This is a genomic window from Phyllobacterium zundukense (genome assembly GCF_025452195.1).
Lineage (GTDB): Bacteria > Pseudomonadota > Alphaproteobacteria > Rhizobiales > Rhizobiaceae > Phyllobacterium > Phyllobacterium zundukense_A.
In genome coordinates this window covers 1,315,870-1,338,668 of sequence record NZ_CP104973.1, presented here as the reverse complement: position 1 = coordinate 1,338,668, position 22,799 = coordinate 1,315,870, and the positions used below count along the sequence as shown (strand labels likewise).

Sequence of the window (22,799 nt, the reverse complement as noted above, 5' to 3'; positions counted from 1 at the left end):
CCTATGGAATGTTCTTGGTGGCTAGGTCAGGCTGCGTCGGCGGCGTGCCTTCGACACCAAACGGATTCAGCTTGTCCTTGTAGCCCCGGAGCGGAAAGTCCTTGCGTTGCGGAAAGCCCTCGAAGCCTTCCCACATGTAAATCCGGCGCAGGTCGGGGTGGCCCTCGAACCTTATCCCGTACATGTCCCAGGCTTCACGCTCATGCCAGTTGGCGGTCCGCCAGACCCCTATCACCGACGGGACGCGCGGCGGATCGCCGAGCTGGCACTTGATGCGAACGCGCCATTTGTTCGGCAGCGAATAGAGATGGTACACGGCCTCGAAGCGCGGCATCTCAGGGTAATGATCGACTCCGCAGATGTCTGACAGGAAATTGAACCGCAGCGCCGGGTGTTCCTTGAGAAACCGGCTAAGCTCGACGATCATTTCAGGCGGAGCGGCGAAGGAATGAACACCATGTGCAAAACCAAGATCATCGATTGCCTCGCCGAAACGCTCCGTGATCGGGGCGCGATCGAGGGGCGCCTCCATGCTCATCGCGCCGCAACCCTTTCTAGAGGAGTCCCCGCTAACGCCCGGGATTTCTTGATCTTCTCCTGAAGTAGAAGGAAGCCATGCATAAGCGCCTCGGGCCGAGGCGGGCAGCCGGGCACATGCACGTCCACCGGCACAAAGGTTTCCGCACCCTGCACCACTGCGTAGGTGTTGTAGACCCCGCCTGAGATGGCGCAGGTGCCCATCGCGATAACCCAGCGCGGCTCCGGCATCTGGTCATAGAGACGGAGCACGACGGGAGCGAATTTCCGCGTCACGGTCCCGGCAATAATCATCACGTCGGATTGGCGCGGCGACGGCCGGAACACGACGCCAAACCGGTCGAGATCGTAGCGCGCACAACCCGCTGCGATCATCTCGATTGCGCAGCAGGCGATACCGAACGTCTCGGGCCACAGCGCCGACCTTCGGCTCCAACTGATGACACTGTCGGCCGTGGTGAACAGCACACTGTCGCGGATCGTATTGTTTACGCCTCCCATTCCAGCGCTCCCTTCAGCCAGGCGTAGGCGAAACCCACGACGAGCAGCAACATGAAGACGAACATCTCGACATAACCGACCAGTCCGATGTCTTTCAGGACAACGGCCCAGGGGAAAAGGAACATCGTCTCGACATCGAAGACCACCAACAGGATCGCGAGGATAAAGAACTGCACCCTGAAGCGGCCACCGGCGGCCTCGCCTGCCGGGTCCATGCCGCATTCATAGGGCATGTTCTTCGCCGGATAGGGATTGGATGGGCGCAGCAGCGAGGAAACAAACAGCGTCACACCCGCCACCAGAACAACTCCAGCGACCATGAAAAGAACTGGCAGGAATTCCATTGCAGCCATAGCGTATCGCCCTGGCCGTCCACCGAGGGCTTGCCGAACCCACTCGGAGCCGGTAATGCGGTCGCCTCGGGAAGCGACTTTGGGCAGTCCTTTCTTGAGCATTCAGTGTATTCCGTCGGGTGGATCATTGCAAATCCAATCAATTAGAGTATTTCCGCTTAGGGTCGCAGAGATGCTCCAACTTTGTTTTGCCGCAATTCCGGACGGAAAACGCTTCGCACTTTTCCTGAAATTGCTCTAGCCGCCCAATATCGACTCTCGCGCAAGCCTCAGAAACCACGCCGGAAACAGGCCGATGCCGATTGTGCCGGCGGCGGTGACGGCGAGCACGGCGCGGACCAAGGGCGTCACTGCCGGGTCGAACGCCCTCTCCGGCTCGCGCATGTAGATCACCATGACGATGCGGATGTAAAAATAAGCGGCGACTGCGCTCAGCAGCACTGCGATTACCGCCAGAATGACGAAACCTCGCTCGACGAGCGCGACCAGCACGTAGAACTTGGCGAAGAACCCGGCCGTCGGCGGAATCCCGGCCAGCGCGAACAGATAGAGCAGCATCAGAAGCGCCAGCCCGGGATGCGGCTTGGCGAAACCCGCGTAATCTTCAATAACCTCGCCCGAGAAATTGCCGTTCCGCATCATGATGACGGCGCCGAAAATGCCGAGATTCATGAAGGTGTAGATCAGAAGGTAGAGCATCACGCTGGCGATCCCATCCGCACCGCCAGCCACCACGCCGAAAATGGCGAATCCGGCATGGGCAATGCTGGAATAGGCCAAGAGGCGCTTAAAATTATCCTGTACCAGCGCCACGAAACTGCCGAGCGCCATCGTCACGACGGCAATGACCGCGACGACGATCCAAACGTCCGTTGCTGCGACCAGCGGGTTGAGGAACACCCGCAGGATCACCGCGAACGCCGCCGCCTTGGGGCCCACTGACATAAAGGCGCTGACCGTCGTCGGCGCGCCTTCGTAGACGTCCGGCACCCACATGTGAAACGGCACCGCGCCAACCTTGAAGACCAGCCCGGCGACGATGAAGACCACGGCCAACAGCAATCCGGGATCGAGTGGATCGCCGACCACGGCCGCAGCCATTCCGTCCAGCTGCGTGGTGCCCGTCAGCCCATAGACCAGCGAAACGCCGTAGAGGAATATCCCCGTCGAGACCGCGCCAAGGATAACATATTTCAGCGCCGCTTCGTTCGACCGCCGCTGCTGCCGCAGATAGCCGGTCAGCACATAGGTGCATAGCACCATCAGTTCGAGGCCCACATAGATCGACAGGAGATCTGTCGCCGAGGCCATGATCATCATTCCCGAAAGCGCAAAAAGCAGCAGGACATAGTATTCACTGCCGCCGATTCCTTCGACATCGGCGTATTTGGGCGAAAGGAGGAATGTCAGAACGGTCGCCAGGTAGAACACGACCTTGAAGAAGGCCGCGAAGCGGTCGGCAATGAACATGCCCGTGTAGGCTGGCCGCACCTCACTCGCGAGCATAAGCGTCGCCAAGGCGGCAATCAGCACGATCGCGACGGAAGCCGCGACAAGGAAAAGTTCCTGCCCTTTCCGCACAAACTGCCCGAGGATCAGCAGGATGCAGGCGCCAGTGACCACCACGATCTCGGGCAGGCTCGCCAGGATCGACTGAAGGAGCTCGACGGCGGTCATTGGCCACCCCCGTTGGCGTGCACCTGTGTCAGCAAATGCTTCACCGAGGCGTCGATGATGTTGAGAAAGGGTTTGGGGTAGAGCCCGACCCAAAGCACGAAGACTGCCAGCGGCAGGATCGCAACCATCTCGCGGGCGTTTACATCGCGTATCTTGTACCGGGCACCGACAGTTGCGGGACCAAGCGCGACTTTCCTGTACATGCCGAGCAGATAAGCCGCGCCCAGCAATGCGCCCAAAACGGCAGCCGCACCGACGGCCAGGTTGGCAGCGAATCCTCCCGACAGCACCAGCAACTCGCCCACGAATGAATTCGTTCCCGGCAGCGCCATCGACGACAGCGTGAACAGCGCAAGAAACGTCGTATAAACCGGGGCCGCCTTCATCAACCCGCCATAGTCAGCCATGCTGCGCGTATGTGTGCGCTCATAGATCAGGCCGACTAACAGGAACAACGCGCCCGTCGTCACGCCATGATTGAACATTTGCAGGATACCGCCCTCGAGCCCGCGGAAGTTCAGCGCAAAAATTCCCAGCGTCACGAAGCCCATATGACTGATGCTGGAATAGGCCACCAGCTTCTTCAGATCGTCCTGCGCCAGCGCAAGCAACCCGCCGTAGACGATTGCAAGCGCCGACAGTACCAGCATCAGCGTTGAGTAATGCACCGACGCCTCCGGTAGCATCGGCAACGAGAACCGCAGGAATCCGTAGGCGCCCATCTTCAGGAGCACGCCGGCGAGGATGATGCTACCCGCCGTCGGCGCCTGCACATGCGCGTCCGGCAGCCAGGTATGGACCGGGACCATCGGCACCTTGACCGCGAAGGCGATCAGGAAGGCGAAGAACAGCCAGGACTGGACCCCGAACGGCAAATCCTGCGCTGTCAGGGCGAGGATGTCGAAGGTCTCGCCGCCGTGAAAATAGAGTACGATGACGCCGATGAGGAACAGCAGGCTGCCGGCCAGCGTGTAGAGGAAGAACTTGAACGCCGCATAGACCCGACCGTCGCCGCCCCAGACGCCGATGATCAGGTACATCGGGATCAGCATCGCCTCCCAGAAGACGTAGAACAAGAACAGGTCGAGCGCACAGAACACCCCCAGCATCAGCGTCTGCATGACCAGCAGACTGACCATGAACTCCTTCACCTTGCGGTCGATCGCGACCCATGAGGCGAGCACGCAGATCCAACCTAGCAACCCGGTCAGGAATACGAAGAGCGCGCTTATCCCGTCGATGCCAAGCGTGTAAGTGATCCCGAGTGCGGGGACCCACGGACGCGTCTCGGTGAACTGCATTGCGTGGGTAGCGGTGTCAAAGCGGGCCAGCATGAGGATGCAGAGAGCGAGGTCGATGACGGTGACGGCCAGTGCCGTCCACCGCACCGCATTGTCGCTGCGCAGAAACATCAGAACCGCTGCCCCGGCGGCGGGCGTGAAAACGATGAGACTAAGCAGCGGGAACCCCATTGCCCCCCCTACCGCCACGCCACGGCGAAGACGACGATGGCTGCGATCAACCCGACGATCATCGCCAGCACATAGTGGGTCACGACGCCGGTCTGGAGTCGTCGCAGTGCCCCGCCACCATCCAGGATAGAGCGGGCGACGCCGTTCACGACGGCGTCCACGCCGGCGATATCGATCCGTAGTCCCGCTCGTGCCGCCCCATGCAGGAAGGGCAGCGCCACGGTCTCGGAGACATTGCTCACCGCTTTCTCATAGCGCGCGAGCGGCTTTTCCGCGAGCCACATGAAATACTTCGCTCCCTTGCGGTAGAACCAGTCAGTGTCGATGCTGATCGTGTTCTCGGGATCGAGGGACTTGAGGAAAAGCACGAACCCCAAGGCGGTAAACATCAGCACGCCGAGGCTCTCGGTAATATGGACGGCCGTATAGGGTTGGAAATCAACCGGATAGGGCAGCAAAGCATAGAGCGGCTGGGGGAACACGCCAATCGCAACGCAGAGCACCGCCGCCATGCCCATCGCAACCAACATGTTGCGGGGAGGTTCCCGCGCCTCCAGCTTCTGGTCCGTGCCGAAGAACATGTAGTACGGGAGCTTGAGTCCAGTGTGCAGGAACGTCCCCGACGACGCCATCGTCAGTGCCAGCACCACCAGCGCGCGGTGATCCTGTCCGGCCGCGGCCACCACCATCGACTTCGTGACGAAGCCCGAGAAGAATGGAAATGCCGAAATCGCTAAGGCGCCGACCATGTAGAGCACGACAGTAAGCGGCATGGTCCTGTAGAGTCCGCCGAGCTCGGTGAGCTTTCGCCGCCCGGTGACGTAGATCACCGCCCCCGCCCCCATGAACAGCAGCGACTTGTATAGGATATGCGCGAAGGCATGGCTTGCGGCCCCGTTCACCGCCATCTCGGTCCCGATCCCGATCCCCGCCACCATGTAGCCCACCTGGCTGACGATGTGATAGGCCAGGAGCCGTCGGCAGTCGTTCTCCAGCACCGCGTAGATGACACCGTAGAGCGCCATGATGGCGCCGAGCCAAACCAGCAGCTCGGTCCCCGGAAACGCCCGCGCCAGTACATAGACGGCGGTCTTCGTGGTAAAGGCGCTCATGAACACGGCCCCGGTGACGGTCGCCTCCGGATAGGCGTCCGTTAGCCATGCATTGAGCGGCGGCACTGCGGCGTTGAGGGTGAACCCGGCAAGGATCAGGTAGGCGGCGGCACCCATTTCGCCCTCAATCGGGCCGAAGAGCAGCGAACCGGTGGCGACTCCGTGGAGAATGATGCCACCAAGCAGAACGACGCCGCCGGTGATGTGGACCATGAGGTAGCGGAAGCCGGCGGCGACCGCCTTCCGGCCGCCTTGGGCGAAGACCAGATAGGCAGAGGCAAACGCCATACCTTCCCAGAACAGGAACAGGGTCAGGTAGTCGCCGGCAAACACCACGCCGAGCGCACTGCCGACGTAGATGAATGCAGCCACATGCTGCCCGGGACGCGTCAGATGCAACGCGTAGACCATCCCGATAAGCGCCATGATGGTGAAAACGGTAGCGAAGACGATGCTCAGCTTGTCGACCTTGGCGATCAGGATTTCCTGCCCGATGTTTTGCGCAGCGCCGTAGTTGCCCGGCTGCATCGTGAGCACGACGACGATGGTGAGCGCCGGGATCAGAAGCAGGTACGCCTTGCCGATTGGCCCTCTCAGGAAGGGGATCGGCAAGGCGCCGAGAAAAAACAGCAGCGTGGGATGGACAAAGTCAGTCATAGTAGTCCTCGCGCCGCATAATCCCACCCTGATGGCCAAGGAACTTGGAAACGAAAATCAGCACCACGCAGGAGCCGAAGCCGTAGACCGCCGACCAGCCCGGCAGGCGGTCCCACAGGTATTCGGCATGTTCGCGGGGGACCAAAAAATCGGCGATAACGACCAGAACGAGCACCAGATAGAACAGCCGGCGTCGCTGACTCGCGTATCTTTCGTCACCAAAGAAATCAACCACGCGCTTTATCATCTGACAACTCCTTGCGCCAGGGCGAGAAAATAGTCGGGGAAGATGCCCATCAACACCGACAGGATGGCCGTCGCGACCAGCGGGACCGTCATCATCGGAATTTCACGGACCGTCGCCGGACTTTCCTGTGCGGCTGTGCCGAAGAAAGCGGTATAGCTGACCGGCAGAAAATAGGCGGCGTTCAGGACCGAGCTCACCAGGAGCACGATCAGGAACGCAATATCCCCCGCCTCCACAGAACCCAGCGCCAGAAACCACTTGCTGACGAAGCCCGCGGTCGGCGGCACCCCGATCATGCTGAGCGAACCGACAAAGAACGCTCCCATCGTCCAGGGCAGCTTGCGGCCGATGCCGCCCATGTCGCTGATGTTCCGCTTGCCAGACGCGCAATAGATCGACCCGGCACAGAAAAAGAGCGTGATCTTGGAGAATGCATGAGCTGCAATGTGGATGATCCCGCCGACCATCGCGACCGGTGACAGCAGGACCGCGCCGAGCACGATGTAGGAGAGCTGGCTGACCGTCGAATAAGCGAGCCTCGCCTTCAGGTCGTCCCGCGTCAGGGCGTAGACGGACGCCATCAGGATTGTGAACGACGCCAGATAGGCGGTGGCGATGCCGAGGCCGAGCCCGCCAACGAGCCCTGTGCCGAAGATGTGAAACACCACGCGAAGCACGCAGAACACACCCATCTTGACAACCGCAACCGCATGCAGGAGCGCACTGACCGGCGTCGGCGCCACCATCGCTGCAGGCAGCCAGGCATGCATCGGCATTACCGCAGCCTTGGCGAAGCCGAAGAGATAGCAAAAATAGACGACTGTCAGCAGTGCCGGCGAGGCTTCGGCGCCAGCCAGCAGCCCCCCAGCCACAAAGTCAAGCGACCCCGCAATGTGGTAGGTCAGCGCCAGGGCGGCGAGAAGCACGCTCTTCGAAGCGCCTATCAAATAGACGAGGTATTTGCGGCTTCCTCTCCATCCCTCTTCGTCTTCGTGGTGGTAGACGAGTGGATAGGTGACGAGGCTCAGTACCTCGTAGAAGATCACCAGCGTGAAAAGATTGGCGGAGAAGGCACCCCCGACGGCCGCTGCGAGGCTGGTGGCAAAGCAGGCGAAGAAGCGGGTCTGGGCGTGCTCGTTCAAGTGCCGCATATAGCCGATGGAATAGATCGCCGCCACGATCCACAGCAGCGACGAGACAGTGGCAAACACCATGCCGAGAGCATCGACCCGGAAAGCGAAGTCAATCCCCGGCAGAATCTCGAACAGGCGTAAATCGACCGTCCCGCCCGCCAGCACCGTAGGCGCCATCGAGACAACAATTACGAACATGACAATCGCGGCCAACGGCGAGACGACATCGCGGAGTTTCTCGCGGTTGTTCAGAAGGAGAACTGCAAGGGCCGCCAGGCCTGCGACAGCGACGGCAAGCAGCGGCCGTATTGATATCACCGGGTCCAAGCCGCTATCCTTTCATCATGGTCACGTCGTCGACCTTGAGGGTTGACTTGTTCCTCACGAGGGCGACCAGGATGCCGAGAGCGACGGCAACCTCCGCCGCGGTGATTGCGATGACGAAGATCGCGAAGATCTGTCCGCGGAAATCGTCATAGTAACGCCCGAAAGCGATGAAGTTGATGTTGACCGAGTTGAGCAGCAGTTCGAGCGACATCAGCACGACCAGAATATTGCGTCTGAGCAGCACGCCTGCCGCTCCTATCACGAACAGGACCACACCGAGCAAAATATACCACCAGAGCGGAACCATTATCCCGACTCCTTCCGCGCCAGCACGATGGCGCCGACCAGGGCCGCCAGCAGGATGACGGAGGCGGCTTCAAACGGCAGGAGATAGTCGGCGAAAAGTGTTGTGCTGAGCTGCCTGATATTATCGCCGCCGCCCATAGCGGCGGGCTCCGCGCCCGAAAAGCGGTCACTCAAGAGCACCAGAACTACCATCTCGCACCCAAGCAGGACGACCAGCACCATCGCCGGCAGGTTGCCACCCGGCAGGAATCGCTGCAGCACCGCTTCGCGCACATCGATCATCATGATCACGAACAGGAACAGGACCATGATCGCACCGACATAGACGAAGATCTGGATGACCGCGAGAAACGGCGCTTCAAGCAGGACGAAGATTGCCGATATCTGCAGGAAGCACGCCATCAACGCCAATGCGCTGTGAACTGGATTGCGCGCCAAAACTACCGTCAGGGCCGTGATCACGGACACCGTAGCGAACAGAAGAAAAAACCCCTGACCCATCGACGCCGATCCTCCGACGCGAACTTTCACTCGGCGCGAGACGGCCGGTTTTGCCACTTCAGATGCGTGCACAAATTGTGCCCTAGTATCGGATTTTTCACAAGAATTTTGTCATCGGCGCAGTAAATGGGCGGGGGCCCGTCACGTTGTTTGAAGAAAAGGTGCATTAGCGCTCGTGCTGACAGTTTCAAACGAGTTGGTCACTGACGCCCTTCTACTGTGCTATGGCTAGGTGGTCGCGCATGTGACCAGAGTGCTTCGCATGATTAGCGGTCGATACAAGCTGCCGATCCCAAGCTGACCAAAGGGAAATAAACAAGGTCATCCAAGATGCCACACACTATTCCATCACGTGGGAAAGTTGGATTGCGCCGATTTCTCGCCGGTGCCTTTGGCCAAGATGAAACCTCCCCTGCCACATCAACAAGTAACACATCGATAGCGCGATAAGCGCACCCTCACTTTCGTCGGGCGCCTCAATCTCGAACATTTGTACGAGATCCATTCCCATGGATAAGATACCTTTGAAAATGGTGATAATAACGGATTTGCCACCGAATCCGATTGGCACAGCACTTAGGGCAACAGCTAACTATCCAAGGTCGCAAAGCCGGAGCAATACTCAGATTTTCGCAGAGCTCCATTGCAGCGCAGCTGTCGAAACGGGAGCGTCCCAAAAAAGCAACCCCTCCTCGTCAAGCAACGACAACGTGACAGAGAGACCGGCCATATCGAGCGAGGTTACGTAGGTTCCTACCAGTGATCTCGCGACACTGATGCCTTCAGCTTCGAACAGGCGGCGGACAATGTTGTAAACGAGGTAAAGTTCTGGCGTCGGAGTACCCCCGAAGCCGTTTACCACGACCAGCGCACGGTCTGCGTTTTGCAGGTCTATATCCGCAAGGATGGTATTGCAGATCATGCTGGCAATAGTGTCGGCATCGGCCAGTTTCTGCCGGGAAAGCCCGGGTTCGCCGTGTATCCCGACCCCGACCTCCATCTCGTCCGGGTCCAGCACAAAGGTGGAACGTGCCGTGTCGGGAACGGTAACTCCACCGAGAGCCACGCCCATTGTACGTATCCGCGTGTTCAACCGGTCACCAAGCGCCTTCAATCCGGCAAGATCCATTCTAGCCTCGGCGGCGGCTCCAAGAATCTTCTCGACGACGAGTGTACCGGCAACCCCCCTCCTGCCGGAGCTTCGCGGCGGGCCTGGCACCGCAATGTCGTCGCTTACAATAACTGTCTCGATCCGGTGCCGCCCCGTCATCGCCTCCGCAGCCATTTCGAAATTCATCAAGTCCCCGTCATAATTCTTGACGATCAGCAGGCATCCCGCTCCGGTGTCTGCCTCTTCAATGGCGGCGATAATCTGGTCGGGCGTCGGAGAGGTGAAGATATGTCCGGTGCAAGCGGCATCCAGCATGCCCAGTCCCACAAAGCCGATATGCATTGGCTCATGACCCGCTCCCCCACCCGATATGATCGCAACTTTTCCTGGCGTAAGATTGCGCCGCCTGACAAACTTCCGGTTGGACCCGAACACGACCAGACGGTCGTGGGCCGAAACGAAGCCTTCAAGGCTTTCGGCAACCATCGACGCGGCCTTGTTCATGAATTTTTTCATCGTGCCCCTCCACTGGCATCGATTTATTCAAGCACGGCTCTTGAGCTCCACCAAGCCATCCTGAGAATAACGGGCTAGGGTGAGGACCTTTTAATCTGAATTCCCCAAAAGTGTTGCGATCCTCTGGACAAAGTCGGTGATTGCTTCATCCATGAGTCGATTTTTCCTATCGTCTCCAAGATCCGGAACCATCAGTGACAGTGATCTCAATCCTTCGGTACTGCCGAAGTCAGGCAATTTTCCCGGATGCGCGGCATGATAGGCCGCTACAAACTGTTCCTGCTCAGTCGGACTAAAGTGACACACCCTGAAAATTGTCGCCAGATGCCGCGCCGGCAATGGCGTGGAATAAGTTGGACTTGTAATCTGGGTGACGAAACTCCGGTGTTTACCGAGCGCAGCGGCCAGACGTTGACGGGTTCCTGATGGGCGATTGTCGATAATCTGGGCCAGAATGGTCTTGTAGGCCACAATGGGATCTTCCATGACTTCCCGCGTCATCTTAATTCCCTGCCGCCGACTTGCCGTCAGCGTCGTTGAACTCGAGCCTTAGATAGCCCTGCAATCTAAACATTTCGGCCATCGACCTTTCCCTCGTCGAAATTGTGTTCGACCAGTTCCTTCAACGCCGCAATTGCTTCTGCCGCACCAATTCCGTCGGCGCGAATTTTCAGAACCGAACCCTTCCGGATTTTGGCTCCCATAACCTTCACAATGCTTTTGCCGTTCAGCCAGATGCTGTTGCCGTTCACCTCTATCTCGATCGTGCATGGAAAGGATTTGGCAAGACGGGTGAAAATCACGGAAGGGCGGGCATGCAATCCGGTCCCGTGCACGACTTCGATTTCTGTCTGCCGCTGCGCCGTCACGCGATCCGTCTCCCGTATTCTCGCATCCTGCTTGTCGCTCATGAGGGTGAGAGTTCCTCGGCTGTAGCCACCACCTTTGCGAGCGACGCCCCACCGGACGCTTCCGCAGCGGCAATGACCGCACCCTCGACAATAGGTGCATTGCAGATGGCGACCATCCCGGAACGTGGTTCGCCCAGCATTTCGATCGCCATTTCGCTGTTGGTCTCCGCACCGCCGAGATCAACGAACACCGCAACTCCATGATCGGACCATGCTGCCTCTATGGCTGCAAGAATACCCGCCGTATTGGTACCGAGACCACCCTCGGGATTGCCTCCGCACCATGAAAGCGGCACAGTATCGCCGACCATCTGGCGCACCATATCGGCAGTGCCTTTCGCAACGAGTGGCGAGTGCGATACGATCACAATACCCACATTTGCAGTGTTGCCTTTCATGCCGGACGGTACTCCCTCAGATAGCGGCAAATGGCTGTCGTAAGAAGGGCACAGCTCGATGCCCCCGGATCGACATGGCCAATGGAACGATCTCCAAGGAATGAAGCACGTCCCCGCATCGCCTTCATTTCAGCGGTTAGTCGAGCAGATACCTCCGCCCTTTTGGCTATATTGATCAGGGCTGATTGCCTTAGCATTTCTGTTTGAACGGGGTAAAGCACGTCGAGCAACGTTTTGTCACCTGCATGAGCGCGCCCGCGCCGCGCCACTGCATCGATCGCCTCTCCGAGGATGGTGGCGAAATCCGCCTCGTTTTCCCGGGTGCCAAGCCGCCGTCCAATCTCTATTAGCAAGGTCCCGTACAGCGGCCCTGAAGCGCCGCCGACGCTCATGACAAGCGTCATCCCGATTGTCTCGATCGCCTGCGGCAGCGGCAGGCTGCACAACCGTTCCCGATCGAGATACACCGCCTCGCAACCACGCCGCATGTTGGTCCCGTGATCCCCGTCGCCGATGGCCCGATCGAGCTCGCACAGGTCATCAGCATGGATCACGATGACCGCGTGGCAGGCTTCGATCAGTCCCAGCACAAGTTCCCGATCAGTCTGCAACGACGGAAGTCTCCCCTCGCGCGACTTTATCATCGATCACCTTTGCAACAGTCTCAAAAGCAGCAGCGACAGCGATGGCTCCCGGATCAGCGACACCGGCGAGATGCCCTGCACCCACATACGATGCCCGGCCCGCATTTGCTTTGGTCATAGCCATGGTGGCATTGGCACCCGCAGCTGCCGCCCTGGCAGCGTGAGACGTTCCACTTGCCGCCAAGGCTCGCAATGCCGGATCGAGCGCGTCCACCATGGTTCTGTCACCCGGTCTGGCTCCGCCGTAAAAAGTCATGCGGTCCAGGCCCTCAAGCAGCGCGGCGGGCAGATTGTTCTTCTCCGTCATTGCCTTGGCTGCTGCCGTGAAAAAGATCGAGAGCAGAACGCCACTTGATCCACCCATGCTTTTCGCAAGGATATTGCCAACCGCTGCAAACGTTCCCGCGTTGTCAGCGAGCGGCAATGATTTGATCTTGCCAAGCACGCCTCGTGCCCCGGCAGCAACTGTCGATCCCGTATCGCCGTCGCCAGTGCGGGCATCCAGACGATTGAGCTCGGTTTCTAGCGAGATCAGATGCTGGCATATGGCGGTCACCAACCCTTCCGCCAACGGATCGCGGCTCGCCGCGGCGATGGCCTCTTCAACAGGGACCTTCGGCGCGGAAAGAATATCCAGGCCATGCCGTAGAACCGGCGGAGCCCACGCATGAGGGTCGACGGGAGAGACAAGCGCCGTCTCACGTTCTGCATCGAGTCGGATGAGCGAAAGCGAAAAGCCGTTCATGTTGAGCGCTGTCATCATTGGCGAGGGGCCGATCACCAGCTTCACCCGATCCGCCAGCGAGGACGCAAGAACATCATGGGCAATGAGGCTCATTTCCAATGGCGGCACAGCGCCGAGGTTGTTTATCAACAACGCATATTCGCCCGTCCCCGGCAGAGACGCCGCAAGCCGCTCCGCCATAATGGCAACGATCTTCCCGGACTCCTGGAGCGCGATACGTTCGACCCCCGGCTCGCCATGAATGCCAAGACCCAGTTCTCCCTCGTCAGCGCCGAGGCGTTGTTGCTGCTCCTGGCCCGGGATCGAGCATGTCGACAGCGAGACACCCAGCGACACAATCTCGCCAGCCGCCGATGCAGCAGACGCGGCTACATCTTCAAGGCTATCGCCGCGTTCGGCGAGAAAACCTGCGATCTTGTGAATGAACAGCGTACCAGCAACTCCTCGCGGCTGGGCAAGGTCGGGAAGCGCGATATCATCGGCAACGATGACCATCTCCACCTTGAACCCTTCGGCGCGAGCCCTTTCAGCGGCAAGCCCAAAATTCAACCGGTCGCCGGTGTAATTCTTGACGATCAGCAGGCAACCTTTCGGCCCCGTAACAGCACGGATCGCCGTAAGCACGGCATCAACGCTGGGTGAAGCGAAAATTTCACCCGAAACGGCGGCCGTAAGCATGCCCCTTCCGACAAACCCGGCGTGGGAAGGCTCATGACCCGCACCTCCGCCCGATATGACGGCGACCTTGGATTTATCCCAGTCCGCCCGCAGAATGACCTTGATATCCGGATAGCTGTCCAGTCGCGCCAGCATTCCCGGACGACTGGTCAGCAAAAGACCATCGAGGGCCTCGGTGACAATGTTCTCCCTGCGGTTGAAAAAATGTTTCATGGGCATTTTCCAGTCTTTCGTCTTCTACACGTGTTGAACAAACCATTCGAATCGCGGTAATCCCTCATAACACCCGGTTCCCATCCGCACCGAAATAAAGCGGATTCCTTAGCGCAAGACCAATCGGATCTCCTGGCTTTACTAGCAGACGTGGATTGGCCAAGGTGGTCAGCTTGCAGTCGCCGACCCGTATATGCAGGTGATTCTGGTCTCCGAGGTGCTCCACCCAATCGACGTGCGCATTGACATCGCCGCCTAGCGTTATGTCCAGATGTTCGGTCCGCGCCCCGATTGTTTGTGTACCTGCCGGGATATTGCTGTGGGGCAGCACATTAGCTGGGAAAAGATTGATGTGCGGCTGTCCAAGACGTGCAGCGACATGAACATTAGCCGGGTTGCTGTAGATTTCTCGCGGCGTTCCAATCTGTACCAACCGACCCTCGGTGAGAATGCCTATGCGATCGGCCATTGTCATGGCTTCGATCTGATCATGTGTCACGTAGAGAAGCGTTGATCCGAGCTCTTTCTGAATGCGTTTGAGTTCCAGCCGCAGATCGGCGCGCAACTTGGCGTCCAGCGAGGAAAGGGGCTCGTCCATGAGATAGATCGCCGGGCGACGTACAAGCGCACGGCCTATGGCGACCCGCTGCATTTCGCCGCCCGAAAGCCGGGTCGAGCGGTTTTCAAGCTTGTGGTCGATGCGCACCATCCGCGCAACCTCCCGCACCCGCCTGTCGATCTCATCCTTGCCGAGACGGCGTGCCGGCGACCGCAGGGGAAAGGCCAGGTTGTCGTAGACGGACAGGTGCGGATAGAGCGAATACTGCTGAAAAACAAACGCGACATCGCGACCCGCGGGCGCTTCTTTCGCCACATCATATCCGCCAATAATTATGCGGCCACTGTCGGGGCGCTCCAGCCCGGCAATCAGGCGCAGCGTAGTGGTCTTGCCGGCACCGGTGGGGCCAAGCAAGACAACGCATTCTCCGTCGGCAACAACCAGATCCACATCGGAGACGGCACGGGTTTCGCCGAAATTCTTGTTGATGCCTTGCAGGACGACTTCAGCCATGATGATGCTCCGCATAGCGGGACGACGGAACCGCCCTGCCCGATTTGCAGTCGAAGAGAGACAGTCTGTCGTAGTTGAGTTCAAGCCCCACGGTTTCGCCAATACGGAAATTCTGGTCGGCCGGTACACGCGCCTTGACCAGTCCTTTACCCATCTCCACAGCGACGATCTGGTTGGTCCCGTGATACTCGCTGCCAAAGACAGCGCCGCGCAAAGGGGATACATCGCTGAAACTTATATCTTCGGGCCGCACTCCAAGCGCGAGTTCGCTTTCCGCAAGATCGAGATGGATTTCCGGCACAGAAATATCCACGCCATCGACGATAACGGATCGCGCGCCCTTTTGCAGGCCGCCCGTAAACCGCAGAAAATTCATCGGCGGCGAGCCGATAAAATCAGCGACATACATAGTCGCCGGGCGGTTGTAGATCTCCTGAGGCGTACCGAATTGCTCGATGATACCGTGGTTCATCACAGCGATCTTGTCTGCCATCGCCATCGCCTCCAGCTGGTCGTGGGTGACGTAGACTGTGGTGGCACGGATCCTGTTATGCAGTTCCCGCAGTTCCCGAACCATCAGATCGCGAAACTCTGCATCCAGTGTGCCAAGAGGTTCATCCATAAGAAAGCACTTTGGCCGCCGGACGATTGCCCTTCCGAGCGCCACGCGCTGACGATCGCCGCCCGCCAGACCCGATACCGACCTGTCAAGAATATGATCGATCTGCAGGAGCTTTGCCGTCTCCTCGACGCGCGCGCGTATTTCTGCTTTGGCAACACCCTGCGCAAGCAGTGGAAACCCTATGTTTTTGCGTACATTCATGTGCGGATAAAGCGCAAAGAGCTGGAAGACAAAAGCAATATCCCGCTCCCGGGCTCGGTTGAAGGTGACGTCTTCACCGCCAAGGAAGATCTTGCCGCTGGTCGGCAACTCAAGACCCGCAATCATCCGCAGCGTCGTTGTCTTGCCGCAGCCTGACGGGCCGAGCAGGGCCAGGAATTCGCCATCACGGACAACGAAGCTCGAATCCTCCACTGCGCTGAAAGCACCAAATTCCTTGCGCAGATTTTCTATCCTGATCTCTGCCATCGTCTACTCCGGGAACTTTGACACGATGATGAACATGAGAGTACCCGCCAGCAGTGTGACCAGCGACCATGTGTAAAAGATCAGAAGGAAGGGCTGGAACAGCATCAGGAACCCGAGGCCGATCAGACCAGTCGCAATGTTCTCCATAGGACCGCGCCTTAGAAAGAACGGCCGTTTTTGTTTCGAGGGGACAGGTGGTTGCGCCGTCATTTGCGTACAGCTCCAAAAGTGATACCGCGCAACAGCTGCTTGCGCAGAAGGATCGTGAAAACCAGGATCGGCACGACGAAGATCGTGGTTCCCGCAGCAACGGCCGGCCAGTCCTGCCCGCCTTCACCAATGATCGTTGGAATGAACGGTGGCGCAGTCTGGGCTGCGCCCGACGTCAAGAGCACTGCGAAGGCGTATTCGTTCCAGGCAAAGATGAGGCAGAAGATGGCCGTTGCGGCGATGCCCGTGGTTGCCTGCGGCAGGACGACCTTGAAAAAGGCCTGCATGCGCGTGTAGCCGTCGATCATGGCTGCCTCTTCGTATTCGCGCGGAATTTCGTCGATGAAACCCTTCAGGAGCCAGACGGCAAGCGAGACGTTTACGGCCGTGTAAAGCAGGATCATGCCCAGCGCGGTGTCAGACAGGCCAAGTTGCCGATACATCAGATAAATGGGGATGGCGACGGCGATGGGCGGCATCATTCGCGTCGAGAGAATGAAGAATAAAAGATCTTCCGCGAGAGGAACCTTGAAACGCGAAAATCCATAGGCTGCGAGCGTGCCTAGCGAGACGGCGAGGAACGTCGAGCCGAAGGCGATTACCAGCGAGTTCTGGAAACGCGGCCAGTAGTTCGAGGGCCCGGCGATGACCATGTTGCGGCTTCGGGTGATTTCATCGCAGGTACTCGTCGGAGCCCCAAGCGAAGTGATGTACTCGGCAGTTTGCCGCGTGCGCGTTGTAAATAGGTTGCAATAACCCTCCAGCGTCGGCTGAAATACGATTTTCGGCGGATAACTGATCGAATCCGGAGGGGATTTAAAGCTGGTCAGAACGATCCATATGAGCGGGATCATCGTGATCACCGCATAGGCGACGACGATCGTCGCCGCGATGCGCTTTGATGTGACGCTCGGCTCGACGACCGAATGGGCAGTAGAACTCATCGCTGTTTCACCTTGTTGAGGGCTTTCACATAGATGTTGGCAAGACCGAACACCGCAACAAACAGAATGATGGCGAAGGCGGATGCACGTCCCGTGCGCCAGCTTTCAAATGCCTCCCGCTTCAGTGTGATGGAGGCGACTTCCGTTGTCGAACCTGGGCCACCGCCAGTGAGAAGGGTCACCATGTCGAACATCTTGAAGTTTTCGATGCCACGGAAGAGTACCGCGAGCATGATGAAAGGCAGCGCCATAGGCAGCGTGATCGACCAGAACTGGCGCCAAAGTGAAGCACGATCCACTTCGGCAGCCTCGTAGATATAGTCGGGGATCGATCGCAGTCCGGCCAAGCAGATCAGCATGACGTAAGGTGTCCACATCCACGTATCGACAATGATAATCGCCCAGGGCGAAAGCCGAACAGAACCCAGCATTTCGAACGAGGACGGCGGGATACCGGTTAGAAAAGACACGATGTGATTGAAGAGGCCAATCTGCGGTTGATAGAGAAACCGCCAGAAATTGCCGACGACGGCTGGAGACAACATCATTGGAACCAGGATGATTGTCGTCCAGAAAGCGTGCCCGCGAAATTTCCGGTCAATCAGATAAGCGAGGGAAAATCCAATCAGCGTCTGCAGCAGGATCGTCCAGAAGACGAAATGCGCCGTAGTCTGCATGGCTTGCCAGATATTGGGATCATTCAGCACCCGGTTGTAATTGCTGAGGCCAACGCTTTCCAGCGCGGCATTAGGCCGGTTCGCCCGGAAATTCGTGAAGGAAAGATAGATCGCCCAGATAAGCGGAAAAATATTGACGGCCAAAAGCAAAGCAATGGCGGGCGTAATGAACAGCCATGCCATGGAGCGATCGGACAGGCCGCGAATTCTGGAAGCGATGGGCGCCGGCGTAGCACGGGCAACAGCCTCACCCAAAATGGTGGAACTTGTATCGGTCACGGACTTCACCTGGGTTTTAAAGCGTCGCATTCGAAAGAACTGCCCGGTACGTTTTCGGATCCGGGCAGTCATTTCAGCACGGGGTCATCTGAAGCGCCGGAGCTAAAGCTTCCCGTCGTCCTTGAAGACCTCGGTCCAGTCCTTGACCAGCCCATCAAGCGCCTCTTTCGCCGTGCCCTTGTCTGCAACGACGTAATCGTGAAGGCGTTTCTGCATTGCCTGCAGAAGGATAGCATAGGACGGTTCCTGCCAGAAATCCTGAACCTGATTCATCGCCACGAGGAAGTCCGCAGCAAATGGCTGACTCTCCGTAAATGTCGGATCGTTCAACACTGTCTTGTGCACGGCGTATCCGCCAAGCGACCACCATTTTTTCTGAACATCCGGCTGGGCAAACCATTTGATATAGGCGAGAGCGCCATCCATATTGTCAGTATTGGCAACGACGGAAATTCCCTGTCCGCCCAGTGTCGATGCCGCAACCTTTTCTTTAGGATTGACGAAGAACCCGATCTTGTCGCCGCCGACCTTCTCGTCTTTGTAGAGACCCGGGAAGAAGGCGAACCAGTTCATCGCCATGGCCACTTGTCCGGATTTGAATGCATCTAGGCTTTCGCCCATATAGGCATCGGTATATCCGGGCGGCGTGCAGCATTTGTAGAGTTTCTTGTAGGCTTCAAGCCCGGCGACTGCTTCTGGCGAGTTGACCGCACCCTCCATGTCATATTTGCCCGGCGTATTTTCATACTTGAAGCCATAGGGATAAAGCGCCGACGTTGCGCCCATGGTGATGCCTTCGGAAGCGCGTTCGGTGAAGATCGCGGCTCCGTAGACCTTTTTGCCGTCGATTTCCCGGCCGTCGAAGAACTCGGCCACCTGTATCAACTCATCCCAGGTCGTTGGGGCCGCCAGATCGCGATTGTACTTCTTTTTGAATTCGGCCTGAATTTCAGGCTGGGCAAACCAGTCCTTGCGGTAGAACCATGCATTGGCATCGCCCATCGCTGGCAAGGCCCAATAGTTCGGCGTGCCCTTTGGCCACGTCGCATAGGCGTTGACCGCTGCATCGGCGAAATCGCTCATCTTGATCCCTTCCTTATCGAAGAAATCATTGAGTTTCACGTAGTATCCATTTTCAGCCGAGCCGCCGAGCCATTGGCTATCTCCGATGAGGAGATCGCACAGCTTGCCGCCGGAGTTGAGTTCATTGAGGATGCGGTCGGCGAAATTCGGCCAAGGCACGAATTCGAACCTCATCGTCGTTCCGCTTTGCGAGGTAAAATCTTTCGAGAGCTCAACCAGTGCGTTGGCGGGGTCCCAGGCCGCCCAACACAGGGTCAGCTCATCGGCTTTTGCCAAGTTCGGCGCTGCCACGAACAGCACAAACGCCGAGGTCGCCCCGAGAAGGGCCTGCTTTATCGTTTTCATGCATTCCTCCCAGATACACAAGCGACACCGCGCCGCTCTTTGAAAAGATCCTTCGTTCCCTTGTTCTCACACGATTCTCTTCCCATCGTGTTGAGTAATTTTGTTAAGTAATACCTTATTTACTGAACATTTCAAGCATGAATCGTTGCTGCACTGCACACTTTGGCGATGGTTGGCTCGCCCATACGAAGCCCGTCCATTTCAGATTATATAACGAGATTGATACGAGCGGCTGAATGACTGATACGAAACTTTTCCCGACACACCCGAAATTCCCTGCTGAAGGCAGCGATGCCATTTATTGGAATTGCGATTGCCGTCTGTTTTGCAGTCGCATGACTGATCAGATCGCCGTCGAGCCCAGCTGGAACGACTCCTCGCCCTTGTTCTGTCCCAGTCACAATTTTGGTCTTGTCACACAAACTGAGTTGAAGTGGTTTGCCTTTCTACGGTCACCTTCACCGTCTCAAACTATGGCGGAATGGACCATCCTGACGGCAGCGCTTGCCTGAAATTTCTCGCGCAGATCCAGCGCTGTCGTTGAAACAAAGTGACAACAACACCGCTGATATGCTCGTGGGCCTGGCCACCAGCAGACGCGGCGCCCGCACCCTGTCGAAGCCATATCACCGCCTGGCGGCAAGGTTTTGACCCGCCCGGCTGTGTAGTTCAATCGCCGGAACCGGTAGGTTTTCGCTGGTAAACGTGGATGTAGTCGACCAGTAGAAAGGATGGGTCCGGCGTTTCATCGATCGGCCAACCCGATCCGAGCGCGAGGTTTACCAACGGATAAAACGGGGTGTGGAATTCCTTTGGCGTCTCGAAACTCCATATGGACTTACGATCGAGATAAATGATCGTCTTCTCCGGTGAAATCTCCACGCCATAGGTGTGATATTCATTGCTCAATGTCCCATCCTCGACCGTTGTCCAATGGCCGTCCGTAGTATTCTCACCGCCTTGGCTCTGACGCCAGATATGGTAGCCACTGCTGAATTCGTACGGCACGCGACCGTAATATTCCATTACGTCTATCTCCGCGGTGTACTTCGACCTGTCGATGCCGATGAGCCAAAAGGCCGGCCAGACTCCCTTGCCCGGCGGCAGCTTCATCCGTGCCTCGAAGTAGCCGAATTGCTGCGAGAACCCCTGCCCTTTCGCGTTCGTCGACGCCAGGAGGCCCGAGCGCCAGTTTCCATCGGATCCTTTACGCGCCTCGATCCGCAAGATCCCGCTATCGACGGTGAAGGGAAACCCGTCGGCAGGGTCGGTAAAACGGGCGTCGCCAAAATCTCCATTCCAGGGCGTGTGAGCAATCCAGCGTGAGCCGTTCTCCCCCCAGGCCGAGACATCCAGCTTGTCGAAGTTCTCCTCGAAGGTCATTTGCAATACACCAATATCGATCTGCTCCTGAGCTGCGCCTGGATGACCGAAGAATCCTGATAAACAAAGAACGACGATCGACATGAGTTTCTTTGCAGATCTGCAACGCATTCTGCCCTGCGGCAATGCCAAAACAACAGTCTGATTGACCTGAATTTCGATCACGAGGTGAGGGCCCCGCTTCTTCGAGGTAAGATCTTCTGAACGACGATGGTCTCAAGACCATCGGGCCTTCCGACGATCTGCCACAACAACAGCGCGGAAACCCAGAAGATCGTGGCCGCAGCCCCGCCGCAGAAGGTCAAACCTACGATGAGATTGAGGCCGAGAGGCATGGCACTGAGCACTGGCTGCACGCACAGCAGAAAACCGATCATAGGCAAACTCGCAGCAAGCGGCCTGAAAAAGGCATTGAGCTGAGCACCGAATGTCGCGCCGATCAGGTGTCGCGTGATGACAAGCGATGCGGCATAGGCGACAAGAACTGCCACAACGCGCGCGGCGAGTGCCCCGGCCAATCCGAAATAGGCGATTCCCAGGATCGTTACCGGAACTCTTATGGCGAACTCCACGAACATTCTAAGTGCGACATAGCGGGTGTTGTCCATGACCATAGCCAACGCCGGCATGATGGTTGCAGGAAGACCGATCAGGCTGACGAGACACAGCCATTGGAGAATCGGGATGGCGAATGCCCATTTCTCGCCGACAATGATGCGCACGACCGGGTCGGCAAGCAAGGCGAGGATGAGGAGGACCGGAGCTGCGACCAGGGTGATTGCGTTTGTCGCTTTCAGATACGCGGTTATCAGCTTGCGATAATCGTCGACATTGGAGAAGGCGGCCATCAAGGGGCGCATCAGTGGTCCTACAAAGGTCTGGTGCGGAATACCGGCGAGATTATCCGCCACGCTGAAGGCGCCGAACGTCGACAGGCTCGTAAAGCGCGGAAGGAGCAGCCGATCCAGTTGCCAGTTGATGGAATTCAGGATCTGCGCAACCGTGTTCCAACCAATCATGTCCTGAAAGTGCTTCCACTCCGAAAGGGTCAGGGTCGGTCGCATTGGCGCGAAGACATATGAGGTGATCGCCGCCGCGAACGGGCCAGCGACCGCTCCGATTGCCAGCCCCCAGTAGCTGCCGGTCATTAGCGTCACTCCTACCCCGAACAGGAGCGTCGATCCCTTGGCAATGATGTCGAGCGCAAACTCGCGTCTGAAATCAAAATGTTGCATGAAGAGAACCATGCGCGGACTGATCAGGCTGCGCATGGCTGGTGCGAGGGAGAGAACGGCGACAAGTGAGACGAGCCGAGGATCATTATAGATAAGCGCCATCGGCCAAGCGACGATCACCATCAAGAGGCTGATGGCCGCCCCTCTGAGAACGCTCAGCGTGAACGCCGTGGCAAACATCCGGTCTGAAGGAGATCGCTGGCGGACCAGGGCCTGGGTCAGTGGCAGATCGAGGATCGCCTCGACGATGACCAAGACCGAGGTCGCGATGGCAACAAGGCCAAAATCCGCCGGACTCAGGAGCCTTGCCAGGACCAGAAGGCTCATGAAATCGAGCAGTCTTGCGAGGAACTTTCCGCCAATGGTCCAGATGCTCGCCGTCGCCGTCCTTTGCGATACGCTTGACACGGCTCTATGCCTCGTCGACAGGTGGAGACGACTT

The 22,799-nt window shown here is 58.1% G+C and carries 24 protein-coding genes; all 24 read right to left on the bottom strand.

From position 1 onward, the window contains the following. Window position 1: 1 nt before the first annotated feature. The 24 genes from N8E88_RS18955 to N8E88_RS18840 all read right to left on the bottom strand — a co-directional run bounded on the left by N8E88_RS18955 (window position 2) and on the right by N8E88_RS18840 (window position 22,765). On the bottom strand, window positions 2–538 hold the full coding sequence (locus N8E88_RS18955) for an NADH-quinone oxidoreductase subunit C (RefSeq protein WP_262295025.1): 537 nt from the start codon (window positions 536–538) through the stop codon (window positions 2–4). Next, window positions 535–1,038 (bottom strand): NuoB/complex I 20 kDa subunit family protein, encoded by a 504-nt coding sequence (locus tag N8E88_RS18950; RefSeq protein WP_262295024.1) that lies wholly within the window; start codon window positions 1,036–1,038, stop codon window positions 535–537. The genes N8E88_RS18955 and N8E88_RS18950 overlap by 4 nt, the downstream gene beginning before the upstream one ends. Then, entirely contained in the window at window positions 1,026–1,391 is a 366-nt protein-coding gene (locus N8E88_RS18945) for an NADH-quinone oxidoreductase subunit A (protein ID WP_262295532.1), read from the bottom strand. The genes N8E88_RS18950 and N8E88_RS18945 overlap by 13 nt, the downstream gene beginning before the upstream one ends. A 237-nt stretch (window positions 1,392–1,628) precedes the next feature. Then, window positions 1,629–3,068 (bottom strand): NADH-quinone oxidoreductase subunit N, encoded by a 1,440-nt coding sequence (locus tag N8E88_RS18940; protein ID WP_262295023.1) that lies wholly within the window; start codon window positions 3,066–3,068, stop codon window positions 1,629–1,631. Continuing rightward, the gene (locus tag N8E88_RS18935; RefSeq protein ID WP_262295022.1) at window positions 3,065–4,540 is read right to left on the bottom strand and encodes an NADH-quinone oxidoreductase subunit M; all 1,476 of its coding nucleotides are present in this window, start codon (window positions 4,538–4,540) and stop codon (window positions 3,065–3,067) included. Before N8E88_RS18935 ends, N8E88_RS18940 begins: the two co-directional genes overlap by 4 nt. 8 nt (window positions 4,541–4,548) lie before the next feature. Then, window positions 4,549–6,309, bottom strand: coding sequence for a Na(+)/H(+) antiporter subunit D (locus N8E88_RS18930; protein ID WP_262295021.1), 1,761 nt, complete (start codon window positions 6,307–6,309; stop codon window positions 4,549–4,551). Beyond that, window positions 6,302–6,556, bottom strand: a complete 255-nt coding sequence (locus N8E88_RS18925) for a hypothetical protein (RefSeq protein ID WP_262295020.1) — start codon at window positions 6,554–6,556, stop codon at window positions 6,302–6,304. Before N8E88_RS18925 ends, N8E88_RS18930 begins: the two co-directional genes overlap by 8 nt. Further along, entirely contained in the window at window positions 6,553–8,016 is a 1,464-nt protein-coding gene (locus N8E88_RS18920) for a monovalent cation/H+ antiporter subunit D family protein (RefSeq protein WP_262295019.1), read from the bottom strand. Before N8E88_RS18920 ends, N8E88_RS18925 begins: the two co-directional genes overlap by 4 nt. Before the next feature lie 4 nt (window positions 8,017–8,020). Then, window positions 8,021–8,323, bottom strand: a complete 303-nt coding sequence (nuoK, locus tag N8E88_RS18915; RefSeq protein ID WP_023800378.1) for an NADH-quinone oxidoreductase subunit NuoK — start codon at window positions 8,321–8,323, stop codon at window positions 8,021–8,023. After that, a complete protein-coding gene (locus N8E88_RS18910) occupies window positions 8,323–8,823 on the bottom strand; it encodes an NADH-quinone oxidoreductase subunit J (protein ID WP_262295018.1) in 501 nt (166 codons plus the stop codon). The genes nuoK and N8E88_RS18910 overlap by 1 nt, the downstream gene beginning before the upstream one ends. Before the next feature lie 622 nt (window positions 8,824–9,445). Next, window positions 9,446–10,450 carry a dihydroxyacetone kinase subunit DhaK gene (gene dhaK / locus N8E88_RS18905; protein WP_262295017.1) on the bottom strand — a complete coding sequence of 335 codons (1,005 nt, stop codon included), beginning with the start codon at window positions 10,448–10,450 and terminating at the stop codon, window positions 9,446–9,448. 90 nt (window positions 10,451–10,540) lie between these two features. Further along, window positions 10,541–10,951 (bottom strand): hypothetical protein, encoded by a 411-nt coding sequence (locus tag N8E88_RS18900; protein WP_262295016.1) that lies wholly within the window; start codon window positions 10,949–10,951, stop codon window positions 10,541–10,543. A 65-nt stretch (window positions 10,952–11,016) separates the two neighbouring features. Next, a complete protein-coding gene (locus tag N8E88_RS18895) occupies window positions 11,017–11,361 on the bottom strand; it encodes an HPr family phosphocarrier protein (RefSeq protein WP_262295015.1) in 345 nt (114 codons plus the stop codon). After that, on the bottom strand, window positions 11,358–11,759 hold the full coding sequence (gene dhaM / locus N8E88_RS18890; protein ID WP_262295014.1) for a dihydroxyacetone kinase phosphoryl donor subunit DhaM: 402 nt from the start codon (window positions 11,757–11,759) through the stop codon (window positions 11,358–11,360). Before dhaM ends, N8E88_RS18895 begins: the two co-directional genes overlap by 4 nt. Further along, window positions 11,756–12,403: a dihydroxyacetone kinase subunit DhaL gene (dhaL, locus tag N8E88_RS18885; RefSeq protein ID WP_262295013.1), complete on the bottom strand. Its 648-nt coding sequence runs from the start codon at window positions 12,401–12,403 to the stop codon at window positions 11,756–11,758. Before dhaL ends, dhaM begins: the two co-directional genes overlap by 4 nt. After that, on the bottom strand, window positions 12,360–14,039 hold the full coding sequence (locus tag N8E88_RS18880) for a dihydroxyacetone kinase subunit DhaK (protein ID WP_262295012.1): 1,680 nt from the start codon (window positions 14,037–14,039) through the stop codon (window positions 12,360–12,362). Before N8E88_RS18880 ends, dhaL begins: the two co-directional genes overlap by 44 nt. 64 nt (window positions 14,040–14,103) lie before the next feature. After that, complete coding sequence (locus tag N8E88_RS18875; RefSeq protein ID WP_262295011.1) at window positions 14,104–15,111, bottom strand: ABC transporter ATP-binding protein; 1,008 nt, start codon at window positions 15,109–15,111, stop codon at window positions 14,104–14,106. Beyond that, window positions 15,104–16,201: an ABC transporter ATP-binding protein gene (locus N8E88_RS18870; protein ID WP_262295010.1), complete on the bottom strand. Its 1,098-nt coding sequence runs from the start codon at window positions 16,199–16,201 to the stop codon at window positions 15,104–15,106. Before N8E88_RS18870 ends, N8E88_RS18875 begins: the two co-directional genes overlap by 8 nt. A gap of 3 nt (window positions 16,202–16,204) precedes the next feature. Further along, the gene (locus tag N8E88_RS18865; RefSeq protein ID WP_262295009.1) at window positions 16,205–16,411 is read right to left on the bottom strand and encodes a hypothetical protein; all 207 of its coding nucleotides are present in this window, start codon (window positions 16,409–16,411) and stop codon (window positions 16,205–16,207) included. After that, window positions 16,408–17,355: a carbohydrate ABC transporter permease gene (locus tag N8E88_RS18860; protein ID WP_262295008.1), complete on the bottom strand. Its 948-nt coding sequence runs from the start codon at window positions 17,353–17,355 to the stop codon at window positions 16,408–16,410. Before N8E88_RS18860 ends, N8E88_RS18865 begins: the two co-directional genes overlap by 4 nt. After that, window positions 17,352–18,341, bottom strand: a complete 990-nt coding sequence (locus N8E88_RS18855) for a carbohydrate ABC transporter permease (RefSeq protein ID WP_410010662.1) — start codon at window positions 18,339–18,341, stop codon at window positions 17,352–17,354. The genes N8E88_RS18860 and N8E88_RS18855 overlap by 4 nt, the downstream gene beginning before the upstream one ends. Before the next feature lie 72 nt (window positions 18,342–18,413). Beyond that, a complete protein-coding gene (locus N8E88_RS18850) occupies window positions 18,414–19,739 on the bottom strand; it encodes an ABC transporter substrate-binding protein (RefSeq protein ID WP_262295006.1) in 1,326 nt (441 codons plus the stop codon). A gap of 669 nt (window positions 19,740–20,408) precedes the next feature. Further along, on the bottom strand, window positions 20,409–21,233 hold the full coding sequence (locus N8E88_RS18845; RefSeq protein WP_262295005.1) for a glycoside hydrolase family 16 protein: 825 nt from the start codon (window positions 21,231–21,233) through the stop codon (window positions 20,409–20,411). Between the two features lie 50 nt (window positions 21,234–21,283). Continuing rightward, window positions 21,284–22,765, bottom strand: a complete 1,482-nt coding sequence (locus N8E88_RS18840) for a lipopolysaccharide biosynthesis protein (protein ID WP_262295004.1) — start codon at window positions 22,763–22,765, stop codon at window positions 21,284–21,286. Window positions 22,766–22,799 lie beyond the last annotated feature (34 nt).